This window comes from Polynucleobacter kasalickyi (genome assembly GCF_900176405.1).
In the GTDB taxonomy this organism is placed as follows: domain Bacteria; phylum Pseudomonadota; class Gammaproteobacteria; order Burkholderiales; family Burkholderiaceae; genus Polynucleobacter; species Polynucleobacter kasalickyi.
On sequence record NZ_FWXJ01000004.1, the window covers coordinates 95865 to 119749 of the forward strand.

Here is a 23885-nt window from a genome sequence, read left to right on the forward strand (position 1 = left end):
AATTATGGGAACCGGTGCAATCACTCAGTACGTAGATGTGGCTTCAGTTGTATTTACATTATTTATCATCTTCTTTTTAGGATTAATTAGATACCTTACTCTAGAAAGTAAAAGGGAAGGCTTCCCATTAGAATCTCAACGATTTGGTGAAATATATAATGAAAGTGGTATTTTAGGCTTACCAACATCAAAACATTACAAGCAAGAGTTCGGTAAATCTTTTGACGCGCCACTTAAAGAAGCTCCTGCTCCAGAAGTTTTAAATGCCAAACCTGCTCATCGTATGAATGGAGCACCACTAGTTCCAGTTGGCAATCCACTGCTTGCAGGCGTGGGACCAGGATCATACGCCAATCGTCAGGATGTGCCAGATGCCGGCTTACATGGTGAGCCAAGAATTCTACCAAAACGGTTACTATCTGGCTGGGAAGTTTTGACTGGAGATACTAATCCGATTGGCTTGACAGTGTATGGTGCTGATTTAAACCCAGCTGGAACTATTAGTGATATTTGGATTGACCATATGGAGTCAATTATTCGATATTTGGAAGTGAAATTATCATCCGGTCAAACAGTATTACTACCATTTAACTTTGCAACTTTTACAAAGTTTGGAGTAGATGTGGCTGCGATTTTAGCTAACCAATTTGATGATGTTCCTAAAACCAAACATCCCGATCAAATTACTTTGTTAGAAGAAGAAAAAGTGATGGCCTACTTTGGCGCAGGTACTTTGTATGCAACACCTTCTCGCCAGGAACCTTTGTTATGAGAAAAAATCTTAATAACGGATTTGAGTATGAGTATGAGGCTCAGTTAGGTTTGCCAAGTACTTTACCTAAAGATGAAAAAATATTATGGCAGGGCTCACCAGATTTATGGATGGTTGCCAAAAATATCTTTTTTATTCGTTTCGTTATGTTTTATTTTTTGGGACTGATCTTACTGGGATTTTTTGAGGGTTACCAGGAGGATCAAAGTTCTAAGCAGATATTGATTGCCTTTGTGTTGATGTTGGCTTTGAGTCTAATTGCCATCGGACTGTTAGCTTTTTTAGCGTTTTGTACGGCAAAAACTACGGTCTATACGATTACTAATCGCAGAGTTGTCATGCGAATTGGCGTGGTACTTACGAAGACATTTAACTTACCTCTATCGAAAATTGAGGCAGCCGATATTGTTCAGCAGAAAAATCTGCACGGCAATATTGCCATTCAGGTTGAAAGTTCTACCAAAATTGCCTTTTTCCACTTATGGCCACATGTAAGACCATGGCGTTTACAACATCCAGAGCCAATGTTATTGAGCCTTAAGAATGTTGATGAAGTCTCACATGTATTGACCCAAGCTTGGAGTGAAGTAAATAACCAAGAAGTCGTCGTGAATGATGTGCATGCACCACATAAAATGCCTGAGAAAAAAAGAACTACTGGCTTAATGCCAGCGTTTAGTAATGAAACCTCAACAGATTTTGCCCAAATATAGGAAATACGATGCAAATTGCATTCAACAAAACTAAATTACCTAAATCTGTACAGGCAGCAGTAGTCTGTTCATTAATTAGTTTGGTTGGATTTTTAGGAACAAGGTATTTTGAGGAAACGACTCTATTAGAGTCAAATATCCCGCCAGTTGCTACCAAAGTACTCAAGTTTGAGGATCAACAGGATGGTGGTGTACGAGTCATTGACTATACGAATAATGAAACTATTCATGTCATCAGTGGAGAAGCTGGGTTTGTAAGAGGAGTTCTACGAACCGTAGCTCGTGAGAGAAAAATGCGGGGTAAAGGCCCAGAAGATCCAATGATTTTAACGGCTTATAAAGATGGCAGGATTGTTTTAAAAGATCCAATTACTGATACAAAAATTGAATTAGAGTCATTTGGTAAAACCAATGTTGAAGCATTTAATGTGTTGTTATTTCAAGAAAAGAAAAAATCTTCATCATGAAAAAAATTGTCCCTTATGAATTAGATTTGGCCAACACTTGGGAGGACTTATATGCCCATGTACATTTAGAAAATGTGGATATTGGCCCTGGCGATAGCGTCCTGATTCAACAAGCTCCAACAAAATTAGCTTGGGGTGAAAAATATTCAGTGCAAGGTGAAGCGCTATATACAAAAGCAAGTATTTTCCAAAAAATATGGACAAGATTTTTTAGTCGTTTTGAAATCACCATGCTATATGAGGTCAGTTTTTCTTCAACTAGATACTCAAAAACAACGGGTAATAAATACCCTCAGCAACCCCAGAATACGTATTCTACAAATTTAAATGAACAACGGAGAACATCATGAACGCATTAGCCCCAGAATTTAAGGACCTAGCTCCAATCAATATGGCGACTGATAAAGCTCTTGAAAGTACGATGCTGAGTCCTCGATTTTATACCACGGACTTTAAAGAATTAGATGCCTTTAATATTGAATCGATGAGAGTTGAGTGGGATCGTTTGATGGCTGAGTTTGAGAGTGATCCGAATAACGCACATTTTCAACGACCAGAAAACATGCTCAAGGACTACTCCAAATTGCCCGAAGGCCTATATCAAGAATTTTTAGATTTTTTAATTAGTTCGATTACCTCAGAGTTTTCAGGATGTGTTTTATACGCTGAAATCAAAAAGAAAGTGACCAATCCTGATTTGAAAGATTTATTTGGCTATATGGCGCGTGATGAAAGTAGACACGCTGGTTTTATTAATCAATGGCTTAAGGATTTTGGTATCGGCGTTGATTTAGGGTTTTTAGCGAGAACAAAAAAATACACGTTCTTTAAACCAAAATTTATTTTCTACGCAACCTACTTGTCAGAGAAAATTGGTTATGCACGTTACATCACTATTTTTAGATTGGTTGAGCGTAAGCCAGAATTAAGATTTCACCCCATCTTTTTGTGGTTTGAACAATGGTGTAATGATGAGTTTCGCCATGGTGAAGCGTTTGCACTTCTAATGCGCTCTGACAAAAGATTAACATCGGGCATTAATTGTTACTGGATTCGTTTCTTCTTATTAGCTGTGTATGCCACGATGTATGTCCGAGATCACGCAAGGGTAGAGTTTCATCAAGCTTTAAACGTCAGTCCAACTGATTATGACCGCGAAGTTTTAAAAGTCACTTCTGAGATTAGCAAACAAATTTTCCCATTCACCATTAACTTGGATGATTCAAGGGTATGGGAGTATTTTGCAAAATTAAAAGATATTTCGGATCAGATGGATGCGCTAAAAAATCAGCCAGGAATATTGGGTAAGCTCAAGCGCGCTGCTTATGGGATGCAAGCGGGTATAACATTCATCAAACTTTATTTTGTGCCTGTTGTGCCAAATGAATTACCGATTAACGTTCGTCTTCAACCTGTTTGGTAAATCAATGACATCAGTTTGGCTCCCCCTCTTATTTACTATCTTTGTATGGTGGTTTAGTACGGGGTTTATTTTGTGGTTAGATCGTTTTTCACCACACTATTTCAAGACAATTATGTTTTTAAGCACGATTGTCTTGTTGCTTGCTTTTTTAGGTCTTTATCACAGCAGTCGAACCAATACAGTGACTAATGCCTACTGCGCCTTTTCCTGTGCATTATTGATTTGGGGCTGGCAAGAATTAGGTTTCTTATTAGGTTATGTTACAGGCTCTAGAAAGACACCTTGTCCAGAAAATGCTAAAGGGTGGTTACGCGCTAAGTATGCCTTTCAGGCTGTAAATCATCACGAATTAGCCTTAATTGTTTTGTTATTAATAGTGGTTGTCATTAGCCTGGATGCTAAAAACATGACTGGGTTGTGGACCTTCTTGATTTTATGGTTAATGCGGCAAAGTGCGAAATTGAATATTTTTTTCGGTGTTTTAAATCTGAATGAAAACTTCTTACCGACGCATTTAAAGTATTTGCAAACCTACTTTCGTCGTGCCCCAATGAATTATCTGATGCCGGTCTCTTTAGTAGGGTCTATGCTGTTTGTCGTACCTCTTTGGACGGATGCGACGATTGTTGGATTGTCTTCCCCAGAGGTGGTTTCTAAAACAATCCTCGCAACTTTATTATCTTTAGCAATTCTCGAACATTTATTATTGGTAATTCCATTTCAAGTAGAGTTTTTATGGAAGTGGGGCTTTCGCCAGGAAGGTTAATATGGGACATATCGACGCTGAAATCCTCCTTGCTCAACCACGCGGCTTTTGCGCTGGGGTTGATCGTGCTATTCAAATTGTCGAAGAGGCCATCGCACAATTTGGTCAACCAATTTATGTGCGTCATCAAATTATTCATAATGCCAGAGTGATTGAAGATTTAACGGCAAAGGGAGCAATTTTCATTGAAGAGTTAAACGAAGTACCTGCTGGCGCTACACTCATCTTTAGTGCGCACGGTGTTTCAGCCAAAGTCCGACAAGATGCAACTTTAAGAGGTTTTAGAATCTTTGATGCAACCTGTCCACTCGTTAATAAAGTACATGTGGAGGTTACAAAGTTCCATAAAGAGGGCATCAAGGTGTTGATGATTGGGCACGCTGGACACCCTGAGGTAATTGGTACGATGGGACAAGTTGATAGTGATATTTATCTCATTGAATCAGTTCAGGATGTTGAACACTTGAGTTTTTCGAGTTTAGATCGAATTGCTTATGTCACACAAACTACTTTATCAGTGGATGAGACGCAGGAAATTATTGAAGCACTTCTTGTAAGGTATCCGCATATTATCCAACCCAAAAAACAAGATATTTGTTATGCCACACAAAATCGCCAAGATGCCGTTAAAGTGATGGTGCCATTGATTGATATGATGGTTGTAGTTGGAAGTGCCAATAGTTCCAATTCAAATCGTTTAAAAGAATTAGCGGCACGTCTAGGGGTAGATTCATACTTGGTTGATCATCCTAATCAACTTGCTCCAGAATGGTTTGTTGATAAAAAACGTATTGGCATTACTGCCGGCGCCTCAGCGCCAGAAGCTCTGACTCAACAAATTATTCATCAAATTAAAAGCTATGGCTCTAGGGTTGTAAAGACCTTGCCAGGTATTGAAGAAACCACGATTTTCTCTATGCCAAAGGGATTGGTTAGCTAAGATGAAAGCTTCAGCCGTCCTCGAACTACTAAAACCGATTACTTGGTTTCCACCAATGTGGGCATTTGTATGCGGCGCAATCACCTCTGGGACTTCTTTTCAAGATCATTGGCTCACCATCATTTTAGGATTGTTGCTGACGGGACCCTTAGTGTGTGCATCTAGCCAAGCCGTTAATGATTGGTTTGACCGACATGTCGATGCTATTAATGAGCCAAATCGTCCAATTCCGTCTGGCAGAATTCCAGGTAAATGGGGTATTTATTTAGGCATTATTTGGTCATTACTTTCTTTAAGTCTTGGCGCATTTTTAGGCGTTTGGGGATTTCTGGCTACGCTACTAGCCATTCTTTTTTCTTGGGCATATAGTATGCCGCCGATTCGTTTGAAACAAAATGGCTGGTGGGGAAATTTGGCTTGTTCTATGAGTTATGAGGGATTAGCTTGGATTACTGGGGCTGCATTATTATCAGTCACCTTATCCCCGTCAAAACCATCCCTCTTACTAGCTTTACTCTTTAGTTTAAGTGCCCACGGAATTATGACTTTAAATGACTTTAAAGCCATTGAAGGTGATAAAAAAATGGGTATTCGCTCCCTTCCTGTTCAACTGGGACCGAAAAATGCTGCCTTGGTTGCTTGTCTAATTATGCTTATTCCGCAGTTAGTTGTGATCGGATATTTGTTGAGTTTAGACATGTTTACCTATGCGGTAGTATTCTTACTCCTGTTGATTGGACAAGTCTTGATGATGTTTTATTTTTATCAAAAACCCATTGAACGAGCACTTTTTTATAGTGGCTTTGGCGTGCCAATTTTTGTAAGTGGCATGATGGTGGCAGCTTTTGGTATTCGTCAGTTCGGAGTTGCTCAATGAATACAAATGCTTCTATGATTAATCATCAATTAGAAAATAGTCATACCGATTTTTTATCTTGGTTCGGCATTATTCGTTTAGGATTAATTCAAACATGTATTGGAGCAATTGTCGTGATGACAACCTCTACCTTGAATCGGATCATGGTCGTTGAATTAGCTTTACCTGCCATGTTGCCTGGATTTTTAGTTGCGCTTCACTATTTGGTTCAGTTAATTCGACCAAGAATGGGGTTTTCTTCTGATCAGGGAAAAAGTAAAACGCCTTGGATAATCGGTGGCATGGGCGTCTTAGCCTTGGGTGGCATTGGCGCCTCCATTGGTACCGTATTGCTCGCATCAAATTTAATATTAGGACTAGCTGTTTCTACCTTGTCCTTTATTTTGATTGGGATTGGAGTGAGTACTAGTGGTACTTCACTACTGGCCTTATTAGCGAAAAGTGTGAATGATCAAAAGAGAGCTGCAGCTGCCACCTTAGTTTGGATCATGATGATCTTTGGTTTTGCCTTTACAAGTGTAATGATTGGCAAATATTTGGATCCCTTTACGCCAGAAAAAATTATTATTATTGCCGTTACTATTTCTATTATTTCATTGGTAATCACAAATGTATCGCTGTACAAGCTCGAAAGTAGTCTTACCCCGTCCGTGAAAATAGAAAAACCAACTGCTGCCATGAACTTTAAAGTAGTGATTCGTGAAGTATGGTCAGACCCAGATATTAGACACTTTACGAAGTTTATATTTTTATCAATGCTGGCATTTAGTTCGCAAGATTTAATTTTGGAACCCTTTGCCGGTATGGTGTTTCACTACACCGTTGGTGAAACAACAAGTATGTCTGGGTTACAACACACGGGCGTATTAGTCGGGATGGTTTTAGTGGCGATTACGGGTAGTAGCAGACTCAGAAAGTATGTTGGATCTCTGAATCATATGATTGTCTATGGATGCATGGCATCCGCCTTAGCGATGCTAGGTTTGGCCGTAGGCGGTATTGTTGGGCAAACTTGGCCTCTTAAATTGAACGTTTTCATCCTTGGACTTGCGAATGGTACTTTTTCCATCGCTGCGATTGGTTCGATGATGCGATTAGCCGTACATGACGGCTTAGGTAAAGAAGGTGTGCGGATTGGTTTGTGGGGTGGTGCTCAAGCAATTGCATTTGGTTTAGGTGGGCTGATCGGTGCGATTGGATCTGATGTGGCAAGGCAACTTATTTCAGATACAGGATATTCCTATGCGGTCGTATTTTTGATTGAGTCTTTTTTGTTTGTAATTTCAGCTAAGTTAGCCTTGGATATAAAAAAATAATCCAGAAGAAAGGGTAGAAAATGGAACACGAAATTTTTGATGTAGTAGTTGTTGGGGGTGGTCCTGCTGGATCGACGGCAGCTGAAAAATTAGCATCTTCTGGTAAAAGTGTCTTACTTTTAGATCGTGGTGGTAGAGTCAAGCCATGTGGCGGTGCTATCCCACCGAGACTGATCAAAGATTATCAGATTCCAGATTCTTTACTAGTGGCTAAAGCTACTTCTGCACGGATGGTCTCACCAAAAAATAATCGTGTTGATATTCCGATTGATAATGGTTTTGTGGGTATGGTCGACCGCAGTGTCTTTGATGAGTGGTTGAGAGAGAGGGCTAGATCAAAGGGTGCAGAGCGTCGGTTAGGTAGTTTTGATCACCTAGAAGATCTTGGTGAGTATACAAAGGTGTTCTATAGTGTAAGAGCTAAGGGTGATGTGGCTGGAGGCGAATTGAAGAGTGTTCTAGCCAAAGCAATCATTGGTGCTGATGGTGCCAAATCAAAGGTTGGTAGATCTGCTGGTGTGCCTGGTTGTTCTGAAGCGAATTATGTGTTTGCTTATCATGAAATTATTCGCAAACCAACCACTACCAATTCCGATTACGATCCAAGTCGATGTGATGTAATCTATCAAAAAGACATTTCTCCTGATTTTTATGGCTGGGTATTTCCTCATGGAGATACGCTTTCTATTGGGACAGGTAGTGCCGACAAAGGCTTTTCTTTAAGAAATGCTGTTGCTAAGTTGAGGAAAGATATCGGCTTAGAAGATGCGGAGCTAGTTCGTCATGAAGGCGCACCTTTGCCAATGAAGCCTCTCAAACGCTGGGATAACGGTAAGAATGTAGTGCTTGCTGGTGATGCTGCTGGGGTGGTTGCTCCTGCCTCTGGAGAAGGTATTTATTATGCAATGTTAGGTGGAGATTTGGCGGCGCAATCCGTCGAAGCTTATTTGGTCCATCAAGATGCTAGTCAATTAAAGTTTGCCAGAAAAGCTTTCATGAAAGAGCATCGCTTAACCTTTGTTGTTTTAGGTGTGATGCAGTACTTCTGGTACAGCACGAATAAACGTCGTGAAAGTTTTGTCAAAATGTGTGAAGACAAAGATGTTCAACGTTTGACTTTTGAATCTTATATGAACAAGAAGATTGTTCGAAAAGATCCAATGGCACATTTAAAAATCTTTATGAAAGACATGGGACATTTATTAGGATTGACTAAAGTTTCATGAAATCTTTTTTTAAACAACCTCATCTCCTTGCCGCTGGAATTTGGATATTTACAATTGCACTCATCGGCGGGCTTCTGACTGAAATTGGACCTTGGTATATGAGTCTAAAGCAGCCAGGTTGGAAACCACCTGATTGGTCATTTGGGGTTATTTGGACAATTATTTTTATATTTTCTGGTGTGGCCTGGAACATTGCTTGGTTGAGCAGTAATCAAAGAAAAGAAAAAATTATCTTATCGATTTTGTTTCTTTTGAATGGCATTTTAAATGTTCTGTGGAGCTTTTTATTCTTCAAGCTACATCGCCCAGATTTATCGTTGATTGAAGCAATCTTTTTATGGTTATCCGTGTTTTTTATCATCTTAAATACGGCATCTTATGCACGTAAAGCTAGTGTATTGATGTTGCCTTATTTAATTTGGGTCAGCATCGCCATGTTACTCAATTGGCAAATTATTCAAATGAATAGCGCGTTTATTAGTTAAGGAAATCTCAGTGAATTTAATCTCCATCGGCATTAATCATCACATTGCACCTCTAGAAGTGCGTGAAAAGGTAGCGCTAGTTCCTGAAATTATGCCGGATGCACTGCAAGATTTACAAAAATATCTGAGCCAATCTCAAGCAAAAGATAAGTCAGAAGTGGCGATTCTCTCAACCTGTAATAGAACAGAAATATATTGTGCTGCCAACGATCAAATTATTACCGATCAACAAGTTACTGATAAAACGATTGATTGGTTGTCTCAGCAAAAGGGTTTTCAAGCCGATGAACTCACACCTTATTTGAACACTTCTATTGCCTCAGATGCTGTCAGACATGTGTTTCGGGTCGGTTGTGGCTTGGATTCGATGGTTCTTGGTGAAACACAAATATTGGGACAAATGAAACAAGCTGTACAAACAGCGAAGCAAGTTGGTTCCATGGGGACTTATTTAAACCAATTATTTAATAAAACTTTTTCGGTGGCGAAAGAAGTACGAACGAATACCGAAATTAATATGCATGCAATTTCACTTGCAAGTGCCGCCTTACGTTTATCAACTTTAGTGCTGGGTGATGTTGCAGAGCAACGTATTTTATTTATCGGTGCTGGTGAGATGATTCAGTTATGTGCCGCCCACTTTGCTGCGAAGAATCCAAAATCAATCACAATCGCCAATCGAAGTCTTGAGCGCGGTGAGTTATTAGCCGGATATTTACGAGATCAAGGCAGGGTTTCTGAAAGTATTCAATTAGTAGAACTGCCTAGCAAATTACATCAATTTGACATTGTGATTTCATGTACAGCAAGTTCATTACCAATTATTGGGATGGGGATGGTTAAAACAGCCCTTAAAAAACGTATTAGAAAACCATTGGTAATGATTGATTTAGCTGTGCCAAGAGATATTGAAAGTGAAGTCAGTAGCCTGCCAGATGTGTATTTGTATACCGTTGATAATTTAGGTGAGGTGGTGAAAGAAGGTCTTGGTCATCGTTTAAGTGCAGTGAAGAGTGCGGAACAAATTATCGATCAACAAGTTAGTCAATTTATGCAATGGCTGTCGCAACGAGCAGCTGTGCCATTGATCACTAGTATTAAAGAACGTAGTGAAGCGTTTCAGAAATTAGAACTTGAAAAAGCGCAAAAGAGATTAGCCAGAGGGGAAAACCCCCAAGAAGTAATGGCTGAATTAGCAAGGGCTTTAGCCAATAAATTTTTACATGGATCCTTTCATTTATTACATCATCAAGATGAGGAGACTTTTAAAGATTCAGAAAGAATGCTGAGCCAAATATACATGATGGATCATTTTCGGAGGTAACGATGTTAAAAATAACCAATCTTTTAAAAACAATTCAGAACCCGAATGATTTGCGAGAGCTTCATCGTGTCCAGTTACCTCAAGTTGTCAATGAACTGCGTAGTTTTATTGTGGAATCCGTATCAAAAACAGGTGGTCACCTCTCCTCCAATTTGGGTACTGTCGAACTAGCTGTAGCCTTACATTATGTATTTGATACGCCGAATGATCGTGTAGTTTGGGACGTTGGACATCAAAGTTATCCGCATAAAATTCTCACTGGACGACGTGATCAAATGAGTGCACTGCGTCAATATCAGGGAATGTCTGGCTTTCCTAAGCGCTCTGAAAGTCCATATGATGCATTTGGTACGGCACACTCATCAACGAGTATTTCTGCAGCCGTTGGTATGGCTGAAGCATCTTTATTGCAAGGTGAAAAGCGAGTAGCGATTGCGGTCATTGGCGATAGTGCCATGACTGGAGGGATGGCCTTTGAGGCCATGAATCATGCTGGTATCAACCGTAAACTACCGTTGATTGTTATTTTAAATGATAACGATATGTCTATTTCTCCAGCAGTTGGTGCGCTCAATCGATATTTAGCGCGATTAATTAGCAGTCCAATTTATGAAGTAACTAAAAATAGTGTCGGTAATATGTTGTCGGTATTCCCTCCACTCAGAGAGTTTGCAAAGCGACTTGAGGGACATGCTAAAGGCATGGTAGTGCCAGCCACTATTTTTGAAGAGTATGGCTTTAACTATATTGGACCGATTGATGGCCATGATTTAGATTCACTCATTCCTACCTTCAGAAATATTTATAAATTAGCTTTAGAGGGGGATGGACCACAATTTATCCATGTGGTGACGAAAAAAGGAAAAGGTTATGACTTTGCTGAGGCAGATCCAATTCTTTATCATGGGCCAGGGAAATTTAATCCAGTCACAGGCATCACACCATCAAAGCCATCGTCCTTAAAAACCTTTACACAAGTCTTTGGTGATTGGCTATGTGATATGGCGCGTGCAGACCAACGATTAGTGGGTATTACGCCAGCTATGCGTGAGGGTTCTGGCCTAGTGCGTTTTGCCCAAGAGTTTCCCGAAAGATATTTTGATGTCGGGATTGCCGAGCAACATGCTGTGACCTTTGCGGCTGGACTTGCCTGTGAAAAAGTGAAACCAGTTTTGGCTATTTATTCTACGTTCTTACAACGTGGCTATGATCAGGTAATTCATGATGTGGCTCTACAAGATCTGCCGGTTTTATTTGCCATCGATCGAGCTGGTTTAGTTGGCGCAGATGGCGCGACTCATGCAGGGAATTATGACATTGCTTACTTGCGTTGTATTCCTAATATGATCGTTATGACGCCAAGTGACGAAAATGAGTGTCGCATGATGTTATCCACGGGGTTTTATGCAAACCACCCATGTGCAGTGAGATATCCACGTGGTAGCGGGGGTGGCGCGCTAATGAGTGAAGGGCTTGACACTTTAACAATTGGCAAAGGTCTTGTCCGTAGAAACTCCACGCAAACTGAAAAAAGAATTGCCATATTAGCTTTTGGTACTTTATTACGACCGTCATTAGTGGTCGGTGAGAAATTAGATTTAACAGTGGTGGATATGCGATTTGTGAAGCCTTTAGATGAAGAACTGCTCTCAGAGTTACTGAAAACGTATGATCGTTTTGTGACCATTGAAGATGGCACAGTTCAAGGTGGCGCTGGTTCAGCTTGTCTTGAATACTTCGTTAAACAAGGTAAGCTACCGCATGTTTTACAACTTGGCTTACCAGATGAGTTTATTGATCAGGGTGAAGTTCCAATTTTGATGAGAGACTGTGGTTTGGATGCGGATGGGATTGAAAAATCGATCCGAAATACCTACCTATTGAATTAGATCATCTTCATCGAACTGTTTACTTGCCAATCCTTTATTTTATGAGATTGTGAGCCTTGACACTGTAAAATAGAAAGATCCCTTTGCAAAGATCAATTTATGACTACTAGTGGCATTAAACTAACTTCTTTATCTCATGGCGGTGGTTGCGGTTGCAAAATTGCGCCTGGAGTGCTTAGCCAAATATTAAAGCAAGCACCGATGATCAATCTCCCTAAGGAGCTTCTCGCAGGCATTGACAACAACGAGGATGCTGCGGTTTATCAAATTAATGAGCAGCAGGCGATTGTAGCAACCACGGACTTCTTTATGCCAATCGTGGATGACCCATTTGTGTTCGGTCAAATTGCTGCTACCAACGCTATTTCTGATATTTATGCGATGGGTGCACAACCGCTGTTTGCTCTTGCATTATTAGGCATGCCAGTGAATGTCTTGCCGGTTGATGTGATTGCTCAGATTACCGCGGGTGGTGCAAAGGCTTGTGCTGATGCAGGCATTATGATTGCTGGCGGTCACTCGATTGATACCGTCGAGCCTATTTATGGCTTAGTAGTGATTGGTATTGTTGATCCTGCCAAACTGAAGAGAAATAGTGGTGCCAAAGTGGGTGATCAAATTATTTTGAGTAAACCACTAGGAGTTGGCATTTTAAGTGCCGCCATTAAGCAAGAGAAAATTTCTAATGTAGCCTATCAAAAGATGGTGCAGCTAACCACTCAACTCAATAAACCAGGCCTGGCTTTGGCGGCTTTAGAGGGCGTGCATGCTTTAACCGATGTGACGGGCTTTGGCTTAGCTGGCCATTTACTAGAACAATGTCGCGGCGCTAATTTGTCAGCAAAAATCAATTGGTCTAATTTACCAATTATTCCGGAGGCGATTGAATACCTGCGGGCTGGTATTGTAACGGGTGCATCTGGCAGAAACTGGCTAGGTTATGGGCATGAGGTCACCCTTGCTGATGAGATTGAGCAATGGCAAAAGCATTTACTTAGTGATCCACAAACCAGCGGTGGTTTATTAGTTTCTTGTGCTCCTGAAGCGACCTCGTCTGTATTACAAACCCTCAACGAAGGTGGGTTTGAGCAAGCCTGTGTGATCGGCGAATTTACTCTTGGAAATGGATTATTCGTTTCGAAGTAGTATTTTTTGAGATGTAGCAGTTAATTTTTACAATCATTGAGAACAGAAAAAAGATAAAAAATGAATAACTTTTTAAGTATACGTAGTTTAAAAAAATCAATGGTGTTTGCAACTTTGTTGATTTCTTTATGGTCCTTGTCATGTGGTGCTCAAGCACAAAAGGTTCTCAAGGTATCGGCTATTCCAGATGAATCACCGACAGAGTTGCAAAGAAAATTCACACCTTTAGGTGAATATTTAGAAAAAGAAATTGGTATGAAAGTGGAATTTACCCCAGTTACTGATTATGCGGCTGTGGTGGAATCTTTAGCTACTGGCAAGATTGATATGGCTTGGTTAGGTGGTTTTACTTTTGTGCAAGCAAAAATCAGAACCGCTAGTCGGGTGATCCCAATCATTCAACGCGCAGAAGATGAACATTTCACCAGTAAATTTATTGTTCCTCAGGCAAGCACTGCTAAAAGCTTAGAGGATCTAAAAGGTAAAACTTTTGTTTTTGGTTCGCCGTCGTCTACTTCTGGACATTTGATGCCTCGTTTTTATTTAATGCAAGCAGGAATTAATGCAGATGACGATTTTAAGACCATCGCTTTTTCAGGTGCGCACGATGCGACGGTAGCATTTGTTGCTAGTGGTCGTGCTGAAGCTGGGGTATTAAATGCTTCTGTCTGGGATAAGTTAGTCGAGACTGCCAATCCTAATGCAGCAAAGGTCAAAGTTATCTCAACCACTCCGCCATATTTCGATTACAACTGGACAGTGCGAGGCGATTTAGATCCAGCGTTGGTCAAAAAAATTACCACTGCTTTTTTAAAATTAGATAGTAAAAATCCAGCAGACAAAGGTTTAATGGATTTGCAAAGAGCATCAAAATTTATCACGACCAAAGCTTCTAATTACGACAGCATTGAACGTGCTGCTAAATCAGCTGGACTTGTCAAATAAAGCGTGTCGAATCGATTGCAATCATCCAGCGTAACCCACTTAGATTTAAAAAAGGTTACGCTGATTCAACAAAATGGTCATCCATCGATCAATCAGCTTGATTTGAGAGTGAATCATTTTGAGAGAGTAGCTATTATTGGCTCCTCTGGCTCAGGTAAGACGACTTTATTATCTATTTTAGGGACTGCTTTAAAGCCAAGTTCAGGCGAGTATTTGGTAAATACAAAAAATCCTTGGTCTCTCTCCAGGGAAAAGCTCAGGCAGTTACGTACTCAAATTGGTTTTATTTATCAAGCGCCACCACTACCCTTAAAGCAGCGAGTTATTACCAGTGTTTTGGCTGGAAAATTAGGGAAGTGGCCTATTTGGAAAAGTATGCTGAGCTTGTTGTACCCCATGGATATTGCAGGCCCCCAAAATATTCTGGAGAAGTTGAAATTGTCTGAAGCTCTCTTTGTCAGGTGTGATACTTTATCCGGCGGCGAGTTACAACGAGTAGGTATTGCTAGAGTTCTATACCAAGACCCTGAACTGATTTTGGCGGATGAACCTATTTCAGCCTTAGACCCTGTTTTATCCGAATTAATTATTGAACAAATTCTGCATCATCAACAAAAGACAATTGTCGTGAGCTTGCATGATGTCGAAGTTGCCTTAAAGTGGTTCCCAAGAATCATTGGCTTAAAAGAGGGTCAACTTCAATTTGATTTACCTGCCGAAGAAGTTACAGAAGAGATGCTCGCAGCGTTGTACTCCTCTGCAACAGTTGCTTGAACATTAAGACTATTTTCTCACCAATGTTTTTCTTTCCCACCCAAGCGAAATTCAAAGATCCAGATGCTTTGCATCGGTTGAGTTATTTGGTGGTAGCTGTGATTATTCTATGGCCAATGCTGAAGGTTGCACAGGTCAACCCTGCATTGTTATTTGATGCAAATAACTTGAAGGTGATGGGAGATTTTTTAAAGCAATTCTTTCCGCCTAAATTTGAGCATGACTTTCTAGCCATTGTGTTTCGCGCGACGCTAGATACTTTAGCGATGGCTAGTGCAGGTATTTTTATATCATTAGCCATTGCTATTCCACTTGGCTTAGTTATCTCTCAAAGCATGTCTATTTCAAGAATTGGCCCAGGAAAAGGATATCGAATTTCGCAATCCTTACGGTACTTCGCAAGGCTAGTGATTTTATTTCTCAGGGGTATTCCAGAAATTGTTTGGGCCCTACTGTTTGTAAGAATTTGGGGTTTAGGACCAATGGCAGGGGTGTTGGCTATTGGGATTAGTTACGGTGGGATGTTAGCAAAAGTCTACAGCGAAATTTTAGAGTCTAGCAATACTAAAGTACCAAAGGCACTTTTACTCTCTGGTAGTTCAAGACAGTTAGCTTTTTTGTATGGATCTTTACCACTCGCCTCTCAAGAACTTGCGTCTTATACGGTGTATCGGTGGGAATGTGCAGTCAGAGCTTCGGTTGTAATGGGCTTCGTTGGAGCGGGCGGCCTTGGACAGCTGATGGACCAATCCATGAAAATGCTCAACGGTGGTGAGGTTTCGACAATTTTGCTAGTATTTTTGTTGCTTGTGTTGATGGCTGACTGGATTAGCCTTGTGATCAGAAAGCAACTCTCATGAACCGATCACCACAGCCTCAATTTTGTTTCAAATGTGTGGCGATATTTTTAGTAATCATCCTGTTCTTCGGCCTTAGTTTTTGGTGGATTGAGTTTAATCTAAGGACTCTTTTTACGGAGTCTGCCGTATCAAGTGCGGTTACTTTCATTCAAAGATTTTTCACGCCTGACTTGTCTTATAAATTCATTTTGAAAATTTATGATGGCGCTATTCAAACGATTGCTGTTTCTCTATTGGGCACTTTGCTAGCTGCCATCATTGCTTTTTTCTTAGCACTTGGCGTGAAGCCAGCCTCTCCCCTGTTCATCAGAGGGGTCATTCGATTTTTGCTGAATTTTTTGAGATCTGTCCCAGAATTAGTGTGGGCTTCATTAATGGTTCTTGCCGTAGGACTTGGCCCTTTTGCGGGCGTATTAGCGATTGCATTACATACCACGGGAGTATTGGGAAGGTTATTTGCGGAGACATTAGAGAATGCTTCTCCAGAGGTTACGAATGCACTTTTAAGAAATGGCACAAGTTCATTTTTAGCGTATTTATTCGGCACCTTGCCACAGGTTAGTTCACAATTTATATCCTATATTCTGTATCGATGGGAAATGAATATACGAATGGCCACCATCTTAGGCTTTGTTGGCGCAGGGGGTCTCGGGCAAATTTTATATTATGAGCTTTCTCTCCTGCATGAATCGAGAGCGTCCACCGTCATTATTGCGATGTTAATTTTGGTAGTTGCAGTTGATTTACTCAGCTCCAGATTAAGAAAATCGAATATGCCGGCGAATTGCTAGAAAGATTTGAATGGCTTACAAAGTGTATCTTTGTAAGCCATTATTTTTTTAGTATCTAAATCTTGCGCCACCATCTACGTTGATGACTTCACCGCTGATATATTTACCGCTGTTAGACGCTAAAAATACGGCGAGTTCGGCAACTTCAGATGGTTCACCCATTCGGCCAAAAGGTAAGTTACTTACCATTTTTTCGTAGGCTTTACGGTCAACTTCATTTTTTGGATGAAGAATTCCCTCCGTTCTAGAGGTCCGAATGAGGCCTGGACTAATACCAACTACTCTAATATTGTCGTTCACGCTTTCTGAACCGAGTGCATTATTGAACGCAACTAGTGCAGCATTGGCAGTTGAAGTACCAATCGACTTAAAGTTCAAGCGCTCCGCAGCCATGCCAATAATATTAATAATGACGCCACCGTTGGGATTTTTGGCCATAAAAGGATAAATATGTCGAGTTAAGAAAATAGTCGACATCACTTTACCTTCCCAAGCATCTCTAAACTGTACTGGATCAATATCAAATAAACTGCCTCGGCCCATTGCCCCAGCTGAGTTCACTAAAATATCTACCTTTGGGAAAAAGCTAGACAGTTCGGTTAGATTTTTCTCTTCAGAGAGATTCACAGCCTTTACTTCAACGGAAACATTAAATTCTTTTTCAAGAGCAGCTTTAGAGGTATTGAGTGAATCAATATCTCTTGCCACTAAAATGAGAGAAGCGCCTTGTTTAGCAAATGCGCTAGCAATGCCATAGCCAATTCCTTTAGACCCACCAGTGACAAGAACAACTTTATTTTTAAATTCTGAAGACATAGATAATTACTTTCTGTTGGATAGATTTATTCGGGTTTGATATTTAAGGATTGAATGATTTGACCCCAAGTTTTACTTTCATTGGTAATGAATTGAGCAAATTGTTGAGCATTGTAATCGCGAGATTCTGCACCAATATCAAGTAATCGCTTTTGCATTTCAGGGGATTTCATTATTTTAACGACTTCTGCATTTAATTGATTAACAATCGCTGGTGGTGTTTTGGCTGGTAAAAAGAGAGAATACCATTCGTAAGTCACAATATTGGGGTACCCTGATTCGGCGATGGTTGGAATATCAGAGAATACTTCTGGGCGTTTATTACCCGTCGTTGCCAATGGTCGTAAAGTGCCCGCTTTAATGTGCGGCAAGGTAGCTGTTGGGCTATTGATAAAGACTTGAAAACGATTTGCCAATAAATCCGCCAAGGCTGGACCACCGCCTTTATAAGGTACGCTGAGAACATCAATACCAGCTTCTTTCTTCAGGTATTCCATGGTCAAGTGACCAGAGGATAGGCCGCCTGGCTGTCCATATGCTAAAACACCAGGATTCGCCTTTGCGTAAGTAATTAATTCTTGAAAGTTTTTTACTGGTACGCTGGAATGTACGGTTAGTAAGCCTGGCATGATTCCTACGACAGCCAAAGGGATGAAATCTTTCTTGGAATCATACGGCAAGGATTTTGCAATGTAGGGATTGATGACGTGGGAACTGATCAACATTGCCATGGTATGGCCATCAGGTGCTGATTTTGCTAGTTCACTGGTACCAATAATTTGATTGGCACCCGGTTTGTTTTCTACGATTACGGTTTGACCTAAAGCTTTGCCCAGTTCAATCGCCAGAGATCTAGCAAGGTAGTCATTGGTAGCTCCAGGTGCTACGGGCACAATGATACGCAAATTTCGATTAGGAAAATCTGCCGATTGGGCATGATTAATAAGGCAGGTGATAGAAAAGATAGATGCGAAAATACATTTAAATAGGGGGAATTTCATCGCTTTTGTTCCATTGTTTATTGTTAAGGATATTTTTAGTAAAGCGTTTTTACTTGTCTCGCTGACAAGTATAATACCAATAGTAAGTAAAAAAATATAAGGAGATAAACGTGGCAGATAAGCCCCTTGGGATAGCTGTAATTGGTGCGGGTCGAATTGGTACATTACGCGCTAGACTCGCTGCAAAACATCCATCAGTTGGATTTTTAGCAATTTCTGATATTAATCTAGATAGAGCAAAGGCTTTGGCAGAAACGTCTAATGCCCATTTCTATTCTGATAATAATGAAGAAGTCATTTCTAGACCTGAGGTCAATGCCGTGATTGTTTCGACACCTGAACAACTCCATGCAGCGCCGATTAAAAAGGCACTTGAGTTAGGTAAACCCGTTTTAGTTGAAAAACCAATCTCATTTTCTCTTCAGGAAGCTGACGAAATTTTAGAAGTCCTTAAAAGAACCAATGGAAAGTTGAATATTGGTTATAGTCGACGTTTTAAAGAGTGTTACTTGCGGGCAAAAGAACAAGTACTCCACCAACGTTTAGGAAAAATTATTGGTGGTACCGCGCGCGTTTATAACTCGCGGGCGCAAGCCTTCTCCATTTTGAAACGAGACCCGCATGCTACCCCCGTGGTTGATGTCTTAACTTATTATGTTGATTTGATGTGTTGGTTGCTGGAAGATCAAGCTACGCCCGTAGAGATTATTGCGCGTGGCCAAACAGGTATTTTTAGAGAAGCTGGTTTCCCCATCGATGATGTCACCTGGGCAATTATTACTTTCTCCGATGGTGCTGTGATTAATTTGGGAATTAGTTATGCGTTGCCAGAGAGATATCCAACCTTAGGCCAGTCAGACCGGCTTGAATTATTGGGTCTTGAAGGGACGATGATTATTGATGATGACCATATGGATCATATCCTTTATTCCGATCGTGGCGTACCTCACGCCTATGTGCCAGATCATCAGGTGAACATGGCATTTTTAGGGAGTAATACTGCTGGTGATTGGGCCTGCGGTGACTTTTGGGGGCCACTCGGTAATGAAACACGTTCATGGTTAGACGCTTTAATTACCGGACAACCCACCATGCATACGACACCGAATCAAGCTCGCATTAATTTAGAAACCACCCTTGCGATTGAGTTAGCAGTAAGGACTGGCGAAGCGGTTAAACTTCCTTTGAAGCCATAAGTTATGTTCGTTAAATGTATTCTCGCGTGTGTACTACTGGTAGTTTCGATGACAGGGTACACACAAACTTACCCTAACCATACGGTAAAAATTGTTGGCCCCGGGGCAGGTTCCGGTACCGATATTACCGCTCGAATCTTAGCAAAATCCCTCAATAAATTGTGGGAACAGTCTGTGATTGTAGAAAACAAACCTGGGGCTGGTGGTACTTTAGGCATTAGCTCTGTGGTGAATGCGCCCCCTGATGGATACACCTTACTTGCGCAATCGGCAACTTACGTAATCAATCCAGCGGTTTATAAAAATTTACCTTATGACGTAACGAAAAGCCTCATTGAAATTGATATGATTGCTACGAGTCCTTATGTACTCGTTATCTCTGGCGCATCAAAAATCCAGTCATTAGATGATTTCATTAAAGAAGGTAAAAATAAATCCAGTGACTTTACTTTTAGCTCTGCTGGAGTGGGGAGTTCCACGCATTTAGCAGCGGAATATTTGAATCAAACCACGAATATGAAAGCATTGCATATTCCTTACAAATCGACACCTGAGGCGATGCAAGATGTGATTTCCGGACGAGTGACGTATTTAATGGCGCCTTATGAAGCAGCTTTGCCACAAATTCAGTCAGGTAAATTAAGAGCTCTGGGGATTTCTAGTAAAAATAGGGTAGAAGTCCTCGCTCAAGTGCCAACGATAGCCGAGCAACTCAATAACAATTTTGAGATGAATTTTTGGGTAGGATTGTGGGCGCCAATGGCTACTCCTAGTCCAGTGTTGAAGAAGTTAAAAGACGATGTGGCAAAAACACTTAATGATCCTGACACAAAAGCAGCTTTTAATGCGGCAGGCATTACAATTAAGTCGATGGGACAGACTGCATTTACCAAGTTTGTTCGAGAAGAAATTTTGAAATACCAAGTAATTGCTAAAGCAGCTGGTATCCAGCCACAATAACCTAAGACCTGAAAATTAATAAGATGAAAAACCCTATAAGGAAATTTATTTTCCTCAATACCCTATTAGCCTTTGCCTGCGCGTCTAATTTAATGGCTCAAACTGATTACCCAAATCGTCCAGTGAAGATTATTGCGCCACAAGCGACCGGTGGTGGTGTGGATATTGTCGGGCGCTTTATGGCCGATAAAATGCGTCAGGCCATGGGGCAATCTTTTATTATTGATAATCAAGCGGGTGCTGGTGGGGCTATTGCCGCTAAAACTACGATCCGTGCCCTGCCAGATGGTTACACCTTAATGATTGGGTATGTGGCAACCCATGGTACGAATCCGGCTGTGAAGAAAAATATTTATGACTCCGTCAAAGACTTTACACCGATCGCGATGTTTGGTGGCACGCCCAATGTCATCGTGGTTGCTAAAGGAGTACCAGTTAAAAATTTAAAGGAGTTGGTTGCCTACTCTAAAAAACAATCTTTAAATTATGGAACTTCAGGGATAGGTACTTTAAATCATCTCCTCATGGAACAGTTTAAGTTTAGTGCTTCGATGCCAGCCTTAATGGTGCCCTACAAAAGTATTGGCCAAGCTTTTACGGACTCTGTTGGTGGTTCTATTCAGGTGATTTTTCCTGGACTCTCGGCTGCGATGCCCCATATTCGTAATGGTACTTTAATCCCACTCGCTGTAACTGGTAATACTAGAAGTTCCCTCTTACCTGATACTCCTACTTTTAAAGAGTTGGGCTATGAAGGATTTGACGGTGTAACTTGGTATGGTTTAGTCGGTCCGGCAAAAATGCCTGATGACATTAAGAAAAAAATCAATTCAGAAGTGAATAAATTACTAACTCAGTCCGATGTTAAAAAGTTTTTTGTGGAGCAGGCACTCACCCCAATGCCAATGTCACCTGAGCAATTCGAAGACTATATGGTTAAAGAAGTAATTCACTGGTCGAAAGTGGCAAAAGATAGCAATATAACGGCGGATTAATCATGAAAAATATACCTACAACGACAGTATCAGAAATTTTAGCCCAGGCATTTATTGACATGCCATCAGAACTACCGGCAGAGGTAGAGACCTTAGTCGATTCACTGCTGATTGATGTGGCTGGCTTATGTGTTGCGGCAAGGCATGCTGATTACGTAACAGCGTCTTACCGAGCAACATTTGAAGAGGGGCAATGTACGGTCATTGGTCATGCACAGAAGGGTAATGTATTTACTGCGTGTTTTGTGAACGGTACAGCTACCCACGGTGAAGATTATGATGACACTTTTGAAGGTGGGCCGATTCATGCCGGAGCAGTGATTGTGCCGGCGGTACTAGCTGCCTGCGAACAGCACGGTTTATCTGGTAAAGATCTTGCAAGAGGGATTGCGATTGGTTCAGAAGTTATGTGCAGACTCTGTTCGGTAGCCCCAAAATTGGTTCATAAAGCAGGGTTTCATCCGACTGCGGTTTTTGGTGCTATTGGAGCCGCAGCAGGTGTGGCAAGTGCGCTAGGACTGAATAAAGAGCAATGGGTCAATGCACTTGGTATCGTTGGTAGTATGGCTTCGGGCATCATTGAGTACCTTGCTGAAGGTACTTGGACCAAAAGAATGCATCCTGGCTGGGCTGCTCATTCAGGGTATCGCGCTGCCCGGTTAGCGCAAGAAGGATTTACTGGACCAAGAACGTTGTTTGAAGGAGAGCACGGTTTTTTCCACGCATTTGCGAACCAAGATGACAACCATTTTGACGAAATGTTAGCTGGTGTTGGCTCGACATGGCTGTGTGCTGATATGGCATTTAAGCCGTATGCTTGCGGTACGATGGCGCATCCTTATATTGATTGCGCTCGGAAGTTGGTAGCAGATGGTTTAGATACAAATGAGATTGCTAGTATTGAATGCAATACTGCGGAAGGGATTGTACATCGCTTGTGGGAGCCGTTAGCCAATAAGAGAAACCCACCAAATGGCTATGCAGCAAAATTTAGTATTCCTTACGCCATTGCTGTTGGCATGATCCGAGATGATGCTGGCTTAATTGACTATGAAGAAGAGGTGGTGCATGATCCACGCATTCGTGAGCTGACCAATAAAATTTCTTATAAGATTGATCCGAACAATCCTTACCCTAAAAAATTTATTGGCCATTTAAAAGTCACTTTAAAAAATGGTGACGTTCTAGAGGCTTATCAAGGTCATTTCAGAGGTGGTAAAGATGAGCCAATGTCCATTGAAGTATTGGAGCAAAAGTTTACAGCGAATTGCATCTATGGCGGTTGGGACGCAGTACACAGTTCACAAGCCTTAGAGCAAATCAGAGGGATGCGTGATGCGGATGTTGTATCTGTCGATCAATTATCCAATTAAACCATCTATTAAATAGCCACGAAATTTTATGACAACACAATCACTTAAAGGCCAAGTAGCCATTGTTACTGGTTCGGTTAAAAATATTGGACGAGCTATTGCTATTGCTTTAGCGAGAGAGGGTGCCTGGGTAGTCATCAATGCTCGCTCACAGAGCGAGCAAATGGCAGAGTTAGTCAATGAGATTAATCAGTTTGGCGACGGGGCAAAAGCGATTGGTATCGCAGCTGATATTAGCTCGGTGGCTGGCGCAAAACTGTTAATCGATGAATCGGTCAAGGCTTTTGGCAAAATTGATATCCTCATTAATAATGCTGCACTTCGTAGACATACCCCATTTGCTGAATTGGAGTGGGAAGATTGGCGAGAGGTCATGGGCACTATTCTGGATGGGGCGTATTTATGTTCAAAGGCTGCTCTGCCTTATTTGAAAGAATCCTCAATGGGATCAATTGTCAATTTTGGTGGTTTATCGGCGCATACGGGTTCTAAAGAAAGAGCGCATGTGGTGACGGCAAAAATGGGACTTATTGGTTTAACTAGAGCACTTGCCCATGATTTAAGTGAGTTTGGTATTACGGTAAATTGCATTGTGCCTGGTTTGATAGATACCGTCCGAGGCGAGAGTGCCGGCAGTGGCACTCCTGAGCATCATGGCAAAAATAAGACCTTATTTGGCCGTCGTGGTACGACAGAAGAAGTGGCGAATTTAGTCGAGTTTTTATGTGGCCCTAAAGCGAGATATATCACTGGACAAACCATCCATGCTAACGGTGGAGCTTACTTAGCATAGTTTGTTTGTTTTTGAAGCAGCGCAAAAGCTTGACTAA

General features: G+C 41.1%; 25 protein-coding genes. 23 read left to right on the top strand and 2 right to left on the bottom strand.

What is annotated here, in order from left to right:
- Positions 1 to 4 precede the first annotated feature (4 nt).
- From puhA to phnE, 18 genes are all read left to right on the top strand, one after another.
- The gene (puhA, locus tag B8983_RS05100) at positions 5 to 772 is read left to right on the top strand and encodes a photosynthetic reaction center subunit H (RefSeq protein WP_084283058.1); all 768 of its coding nucleotides are present in this window, start codon (positions 5 to 7) and stop codon (positions 770 to 772) included.
- Positions 769 to 1485 carry a photosynthetic complex putative assembly protein PuhB gene (gene puhB / locus B8983_RS05105; protein ID WP_084283059.1) on the top strand — a complete coding sequence of 239 codons (717 nt, stop codon included), beginning with the start codon at positions 769 to 771 and terminating at the stop codon, positions 1483 to 1485. The genes puhA and puhB overlap by 4 nt, the downstream gene beginning before the upstream one ends.
- Positions 1486 to 1493: 8 nt before the next feature.
- On the top strand, positions 1494 to 1952 hold the full coding sequence (gene puhC / locus B8983_RS05110; protein ID WP_084283060.1) for a photosynthetic complex assembly protein PuhC: 459 nt from the start codon (positions 1494 to 1496) through the stop codon (positions 1950 to 1952).
- Positions 1949 to 2302, top strand: coding sequence for an O2-dependent cyclase accessory protein (locus tag B8983_RS05115; RefSeq protein ID WP_084283061.1), 354 nt, complete (start codon positions 1949 to 1951; stop codon positions 2300 to 2302). The genes puhC and B8983_RS05115 overlap by 4 nt, the downstream gene beginning before the upstream one ends.
- A complete protein-coding gene (gene acsF, locus B8983_RS05120; RefSeq protein WP_084283062.1) occupies positions 2299 to 3375 on the top strand; it encodes a magnesium-protoporphyrin IX monomethyl ester (oxidative) cyclase in 1077 nt (358 codons plus the stop codon). Before B8983_RS05115 ends, acsF begins: the two co-directional genes overlap by 4 nt.
- Positions 3376 to 3379: 4 nt before the next feature.
- Positions 3380 to 4141 (top strand): putative photosynthetic complex assembly protein PuhE, encoded by a 762-nt coding sequence (gene puhE, locus B8983_RS05125; RefSeq protein WP_159460818.1) that lies wholly within the window; start codon positions 3380 to 3382, stop codon positions 4139 to 4141.
- A gap of 1 nt (position 4142) precedes the next feature.
- A complete protein-coding gene (gene ispH / locus B8983_RS05130; RefSeq protein ID WP_084283064.1) occupies positions 4143 to 5081 on the top strand; it encodes a 4-hydroxy-3-methylbut-2-enyl diphosphate reductase in 939 nt (312 codons plus the stop codon).
- A gap of 1 nt (position 5082) precedes the next feature.
- Positions 5083 to 5958 (top strand): chlorophyll synthase ChlG, encoded by an 876-nt coding sequence (gene chlG / locus B8983_RS05135; RefSeq protein WP_084283065.1) that lies wholly within the window; start codon positions 5083 to 5085, stop codon positions 5956 to 5958.
- Entirely contained in the window at positions 5955 to 7274 is a 1320-nt protein-coding gene (locus tag B8983_RS05140; RefSeq protein WP_234986901.1) for a BCD family MFS transporter, read from the top strand. Before chlG ends, B8983_RS05140 begins: the two co-directional genes overlap by 4 nt.
- Positions 7275 to 7294: 20 nt before the next feature.
- Entirely contained in the window at positions 7295 to 8500 is a 1206-nt protein-coding gene (locus tag B8983_RS05145) for a geranylgeranyl diphosphate reductase (protein ID WP_084283066.1), read from the top strand.
- Entirely contained in the window at positions 8497 to 8985 is a 489-nt protein-coding gene (locus B8983_RS05150; protein WP_084283067.1) for a TspO/MBR family protein, read from the top strand. The genes B8983_RS05145 and B8983_RS05150 overlap by 4 nt, the downstream gene beginning before the upstream one ends.
- A 10-nt stretch (positions 8986 to 8995) precedes the next feature.
- Positions 8996 to 10309, top strand: a complete 1314-nt coding sequence (hemA, locus tag B8983_RS05155; RefSeq protein ID WP_084283068.1) for a glutamyl-tRNA reductase — start codon at positions 8996 to 8998, stop codon at positions 10307 to 10309.
- A 2-nt stretch (positions 10310 to 10311) separates the two neighbouring features.
- Entirely contained in the window at positions 10312 to 12198 is a 1887-nt protein-coding gene (dxs, locus tag B8983_RS05160) for a 1-deoxy-D-xylulose-5-phosphate synthase (RefSeq protein WP_084283069.1), read from the top strand.
- A gap of 99 nt (positions 12199 to 12297) precedes the next feature.
- A complete protein-coding gene (gene selD / locus B8983_RS05165) occupies positions 12298 to 13344 on the top strand; it encodes a selenide, water dikinase SelD (RefSeq protein WP_084283070.1) in 1047 nt (348 codons plus the stop codon).
- Between the two features lie 99 nt (positions 13345 to 13443).
- Entirely contained in the window at positions 13444 to 14289 is an 846-nt protein-coding gene (locus B8983_RS05170; protein WP_234986910.1) for a putative selenate ABC transporter substrate-binding protein, read from the top strand.
- A 3-nt stretch (positions 14290 to 14292) separates the two neighbouring features.
- On the top strand, positions 14293 to 15063 hold the full coding sequence (locus tag B8983_RS05175) for a phosphonate ABC transporter ATP-binding protein (RefSeq protein ID WP_200806871.1): 771 nt from the start codon (positions 14293 to 14295) through the stop codon (positions 15061 to 15063).
- A complete protein-coding gene (locus B8983_RS14165; protein ID WP_369405842.1) occupies positions 15060 to 15923 on the top strand; it encodes a PhnE/PtxC family ABC transporter permease in 864 nt (287 codons plus the stop codon). Before B8983_RS05175 ends, B8983_RS14165 begins: the two co-directional genes overlap by 4 nt.
- The gene (phnE, locus tag B8983_RS14170; protein ID WP_234986903.1) at positions 15920 to 16714 is read left to right on the top strand and encodes a phosphonate ABC transporter, permease protein PhnE; all 795 of its coding nucleotides are present in this window, start codon (positions 15920 to 15922) and stop codon (positions 16712 to 16714) included. The genes B8983_RS14165 and phnE overlap by 4 nt, the downstream gene beginning before the upstream one ends.
- A 48-nt stretch (positions 16715 to 16762) precedes the next feature.
- Here the strand turns inward: phnE and B8983_RS05185 are convergent, their stop codons facing one another.
- Together B8983_RS05185 and B8983_RS05190 are read right to left on the bottom strand one after the other, a co-directional pair.
- A complete protein-coding gene (locus tag B8983_RS05185; RefSeq protein WP_084283073.1) occupies positions 16763 to 17530 on the bottom strand; it encodes an SDR family oxidoreductase in 768 nt (255 codons plus the stop codon).
- Positions 17531 to 17556: 26 nt separating this feature from the next.
- Positions 17557 to 18531 (bottom strand): Bug family tripartite tricarboxylate transporter substrate binding protein, encoded by a 975-nt coding sequence (locus B8983_RS05190; protein ID WP_159460819.1) that lies wholly within the window; start codon positions 18529 to 18531, stop codon positions 17557 to 17559.
- Positions 18532 to 18641: 110 nt separating this feature from the next.
- Between B8983_RS05190 and B8983_RS05195 the strand changes: the two genes are divergently transcribed.
- From B8983_RS05195 to B8983_RS05215, 5 genes are read left to right on the top strand one after another with little or no spacing between them, the layout of a single operon-like run.
- Positions 18642 to 19727 carry a Gfo/Idh/MocA family protein gene (locus tag B8983_RS05195; protein ID WP_159460820.1) on the top strand — a complete coding sequence of 362 codons (1086 nt, stop codon included), beginning with the start codon at positions 18642 to 18644 and terminating at the stop codon, positions 19725 to 19727.
- A 48-nt stretch (positions 19728 to 19775) separates the two neighbouring features.
- Complete coding sequence (locus tag B8983_RS05200) at positions 19776 to 20687, top strand: Bug family tripartite tricarboxylate transporter substrate binding protein (RefSeq protein ID WP_159460821.1); 912 nt, start codon at positions 19776 to 19778, stop codon at positions 20685 to 20687.
- A gap of 23 nt (positions 20688 to 20710) precedes the next feature.
- Positions 20711 to 21682, top strand: a complete 972-nt coding sequence (locus tag B8983_RS05205; protein ID WP_084283077.1) for a Bug family tripartite tricarboxylate transporter substrate binding protein — start codon at positions 20711 to 20713, stop codon at positions 21680 to 21682.
- Between the two features lie 2 nt (positions 21683 to 21684).
- Positions 21685 to 23055 (top strand): MmgE/PrpD family protein, encoded by a 1371-nt coding sequence (locus B8983_RS05210; RefSeq protein WP_234986904.1) that lies wholly within the window; start codon positions 21685 to 21687, stop codon positions 23053 to 23055.
- A gap of 28 nt (positions 23056 to 23083) precedes the next feature.
- On the top strand, positions 23084 to 23848 hold the full coding sequence (locus B8983_RS05215; protein ID WP_084283078.1) for an SDR family NAD(P)-dependent oxidoreductase: 765 nt from the start codon (positions 23084 to 23086) through the stop codon (positions 23846 to 23848).
- Positions 23849 to 23885: the final 37 nt, after the last annotated feature.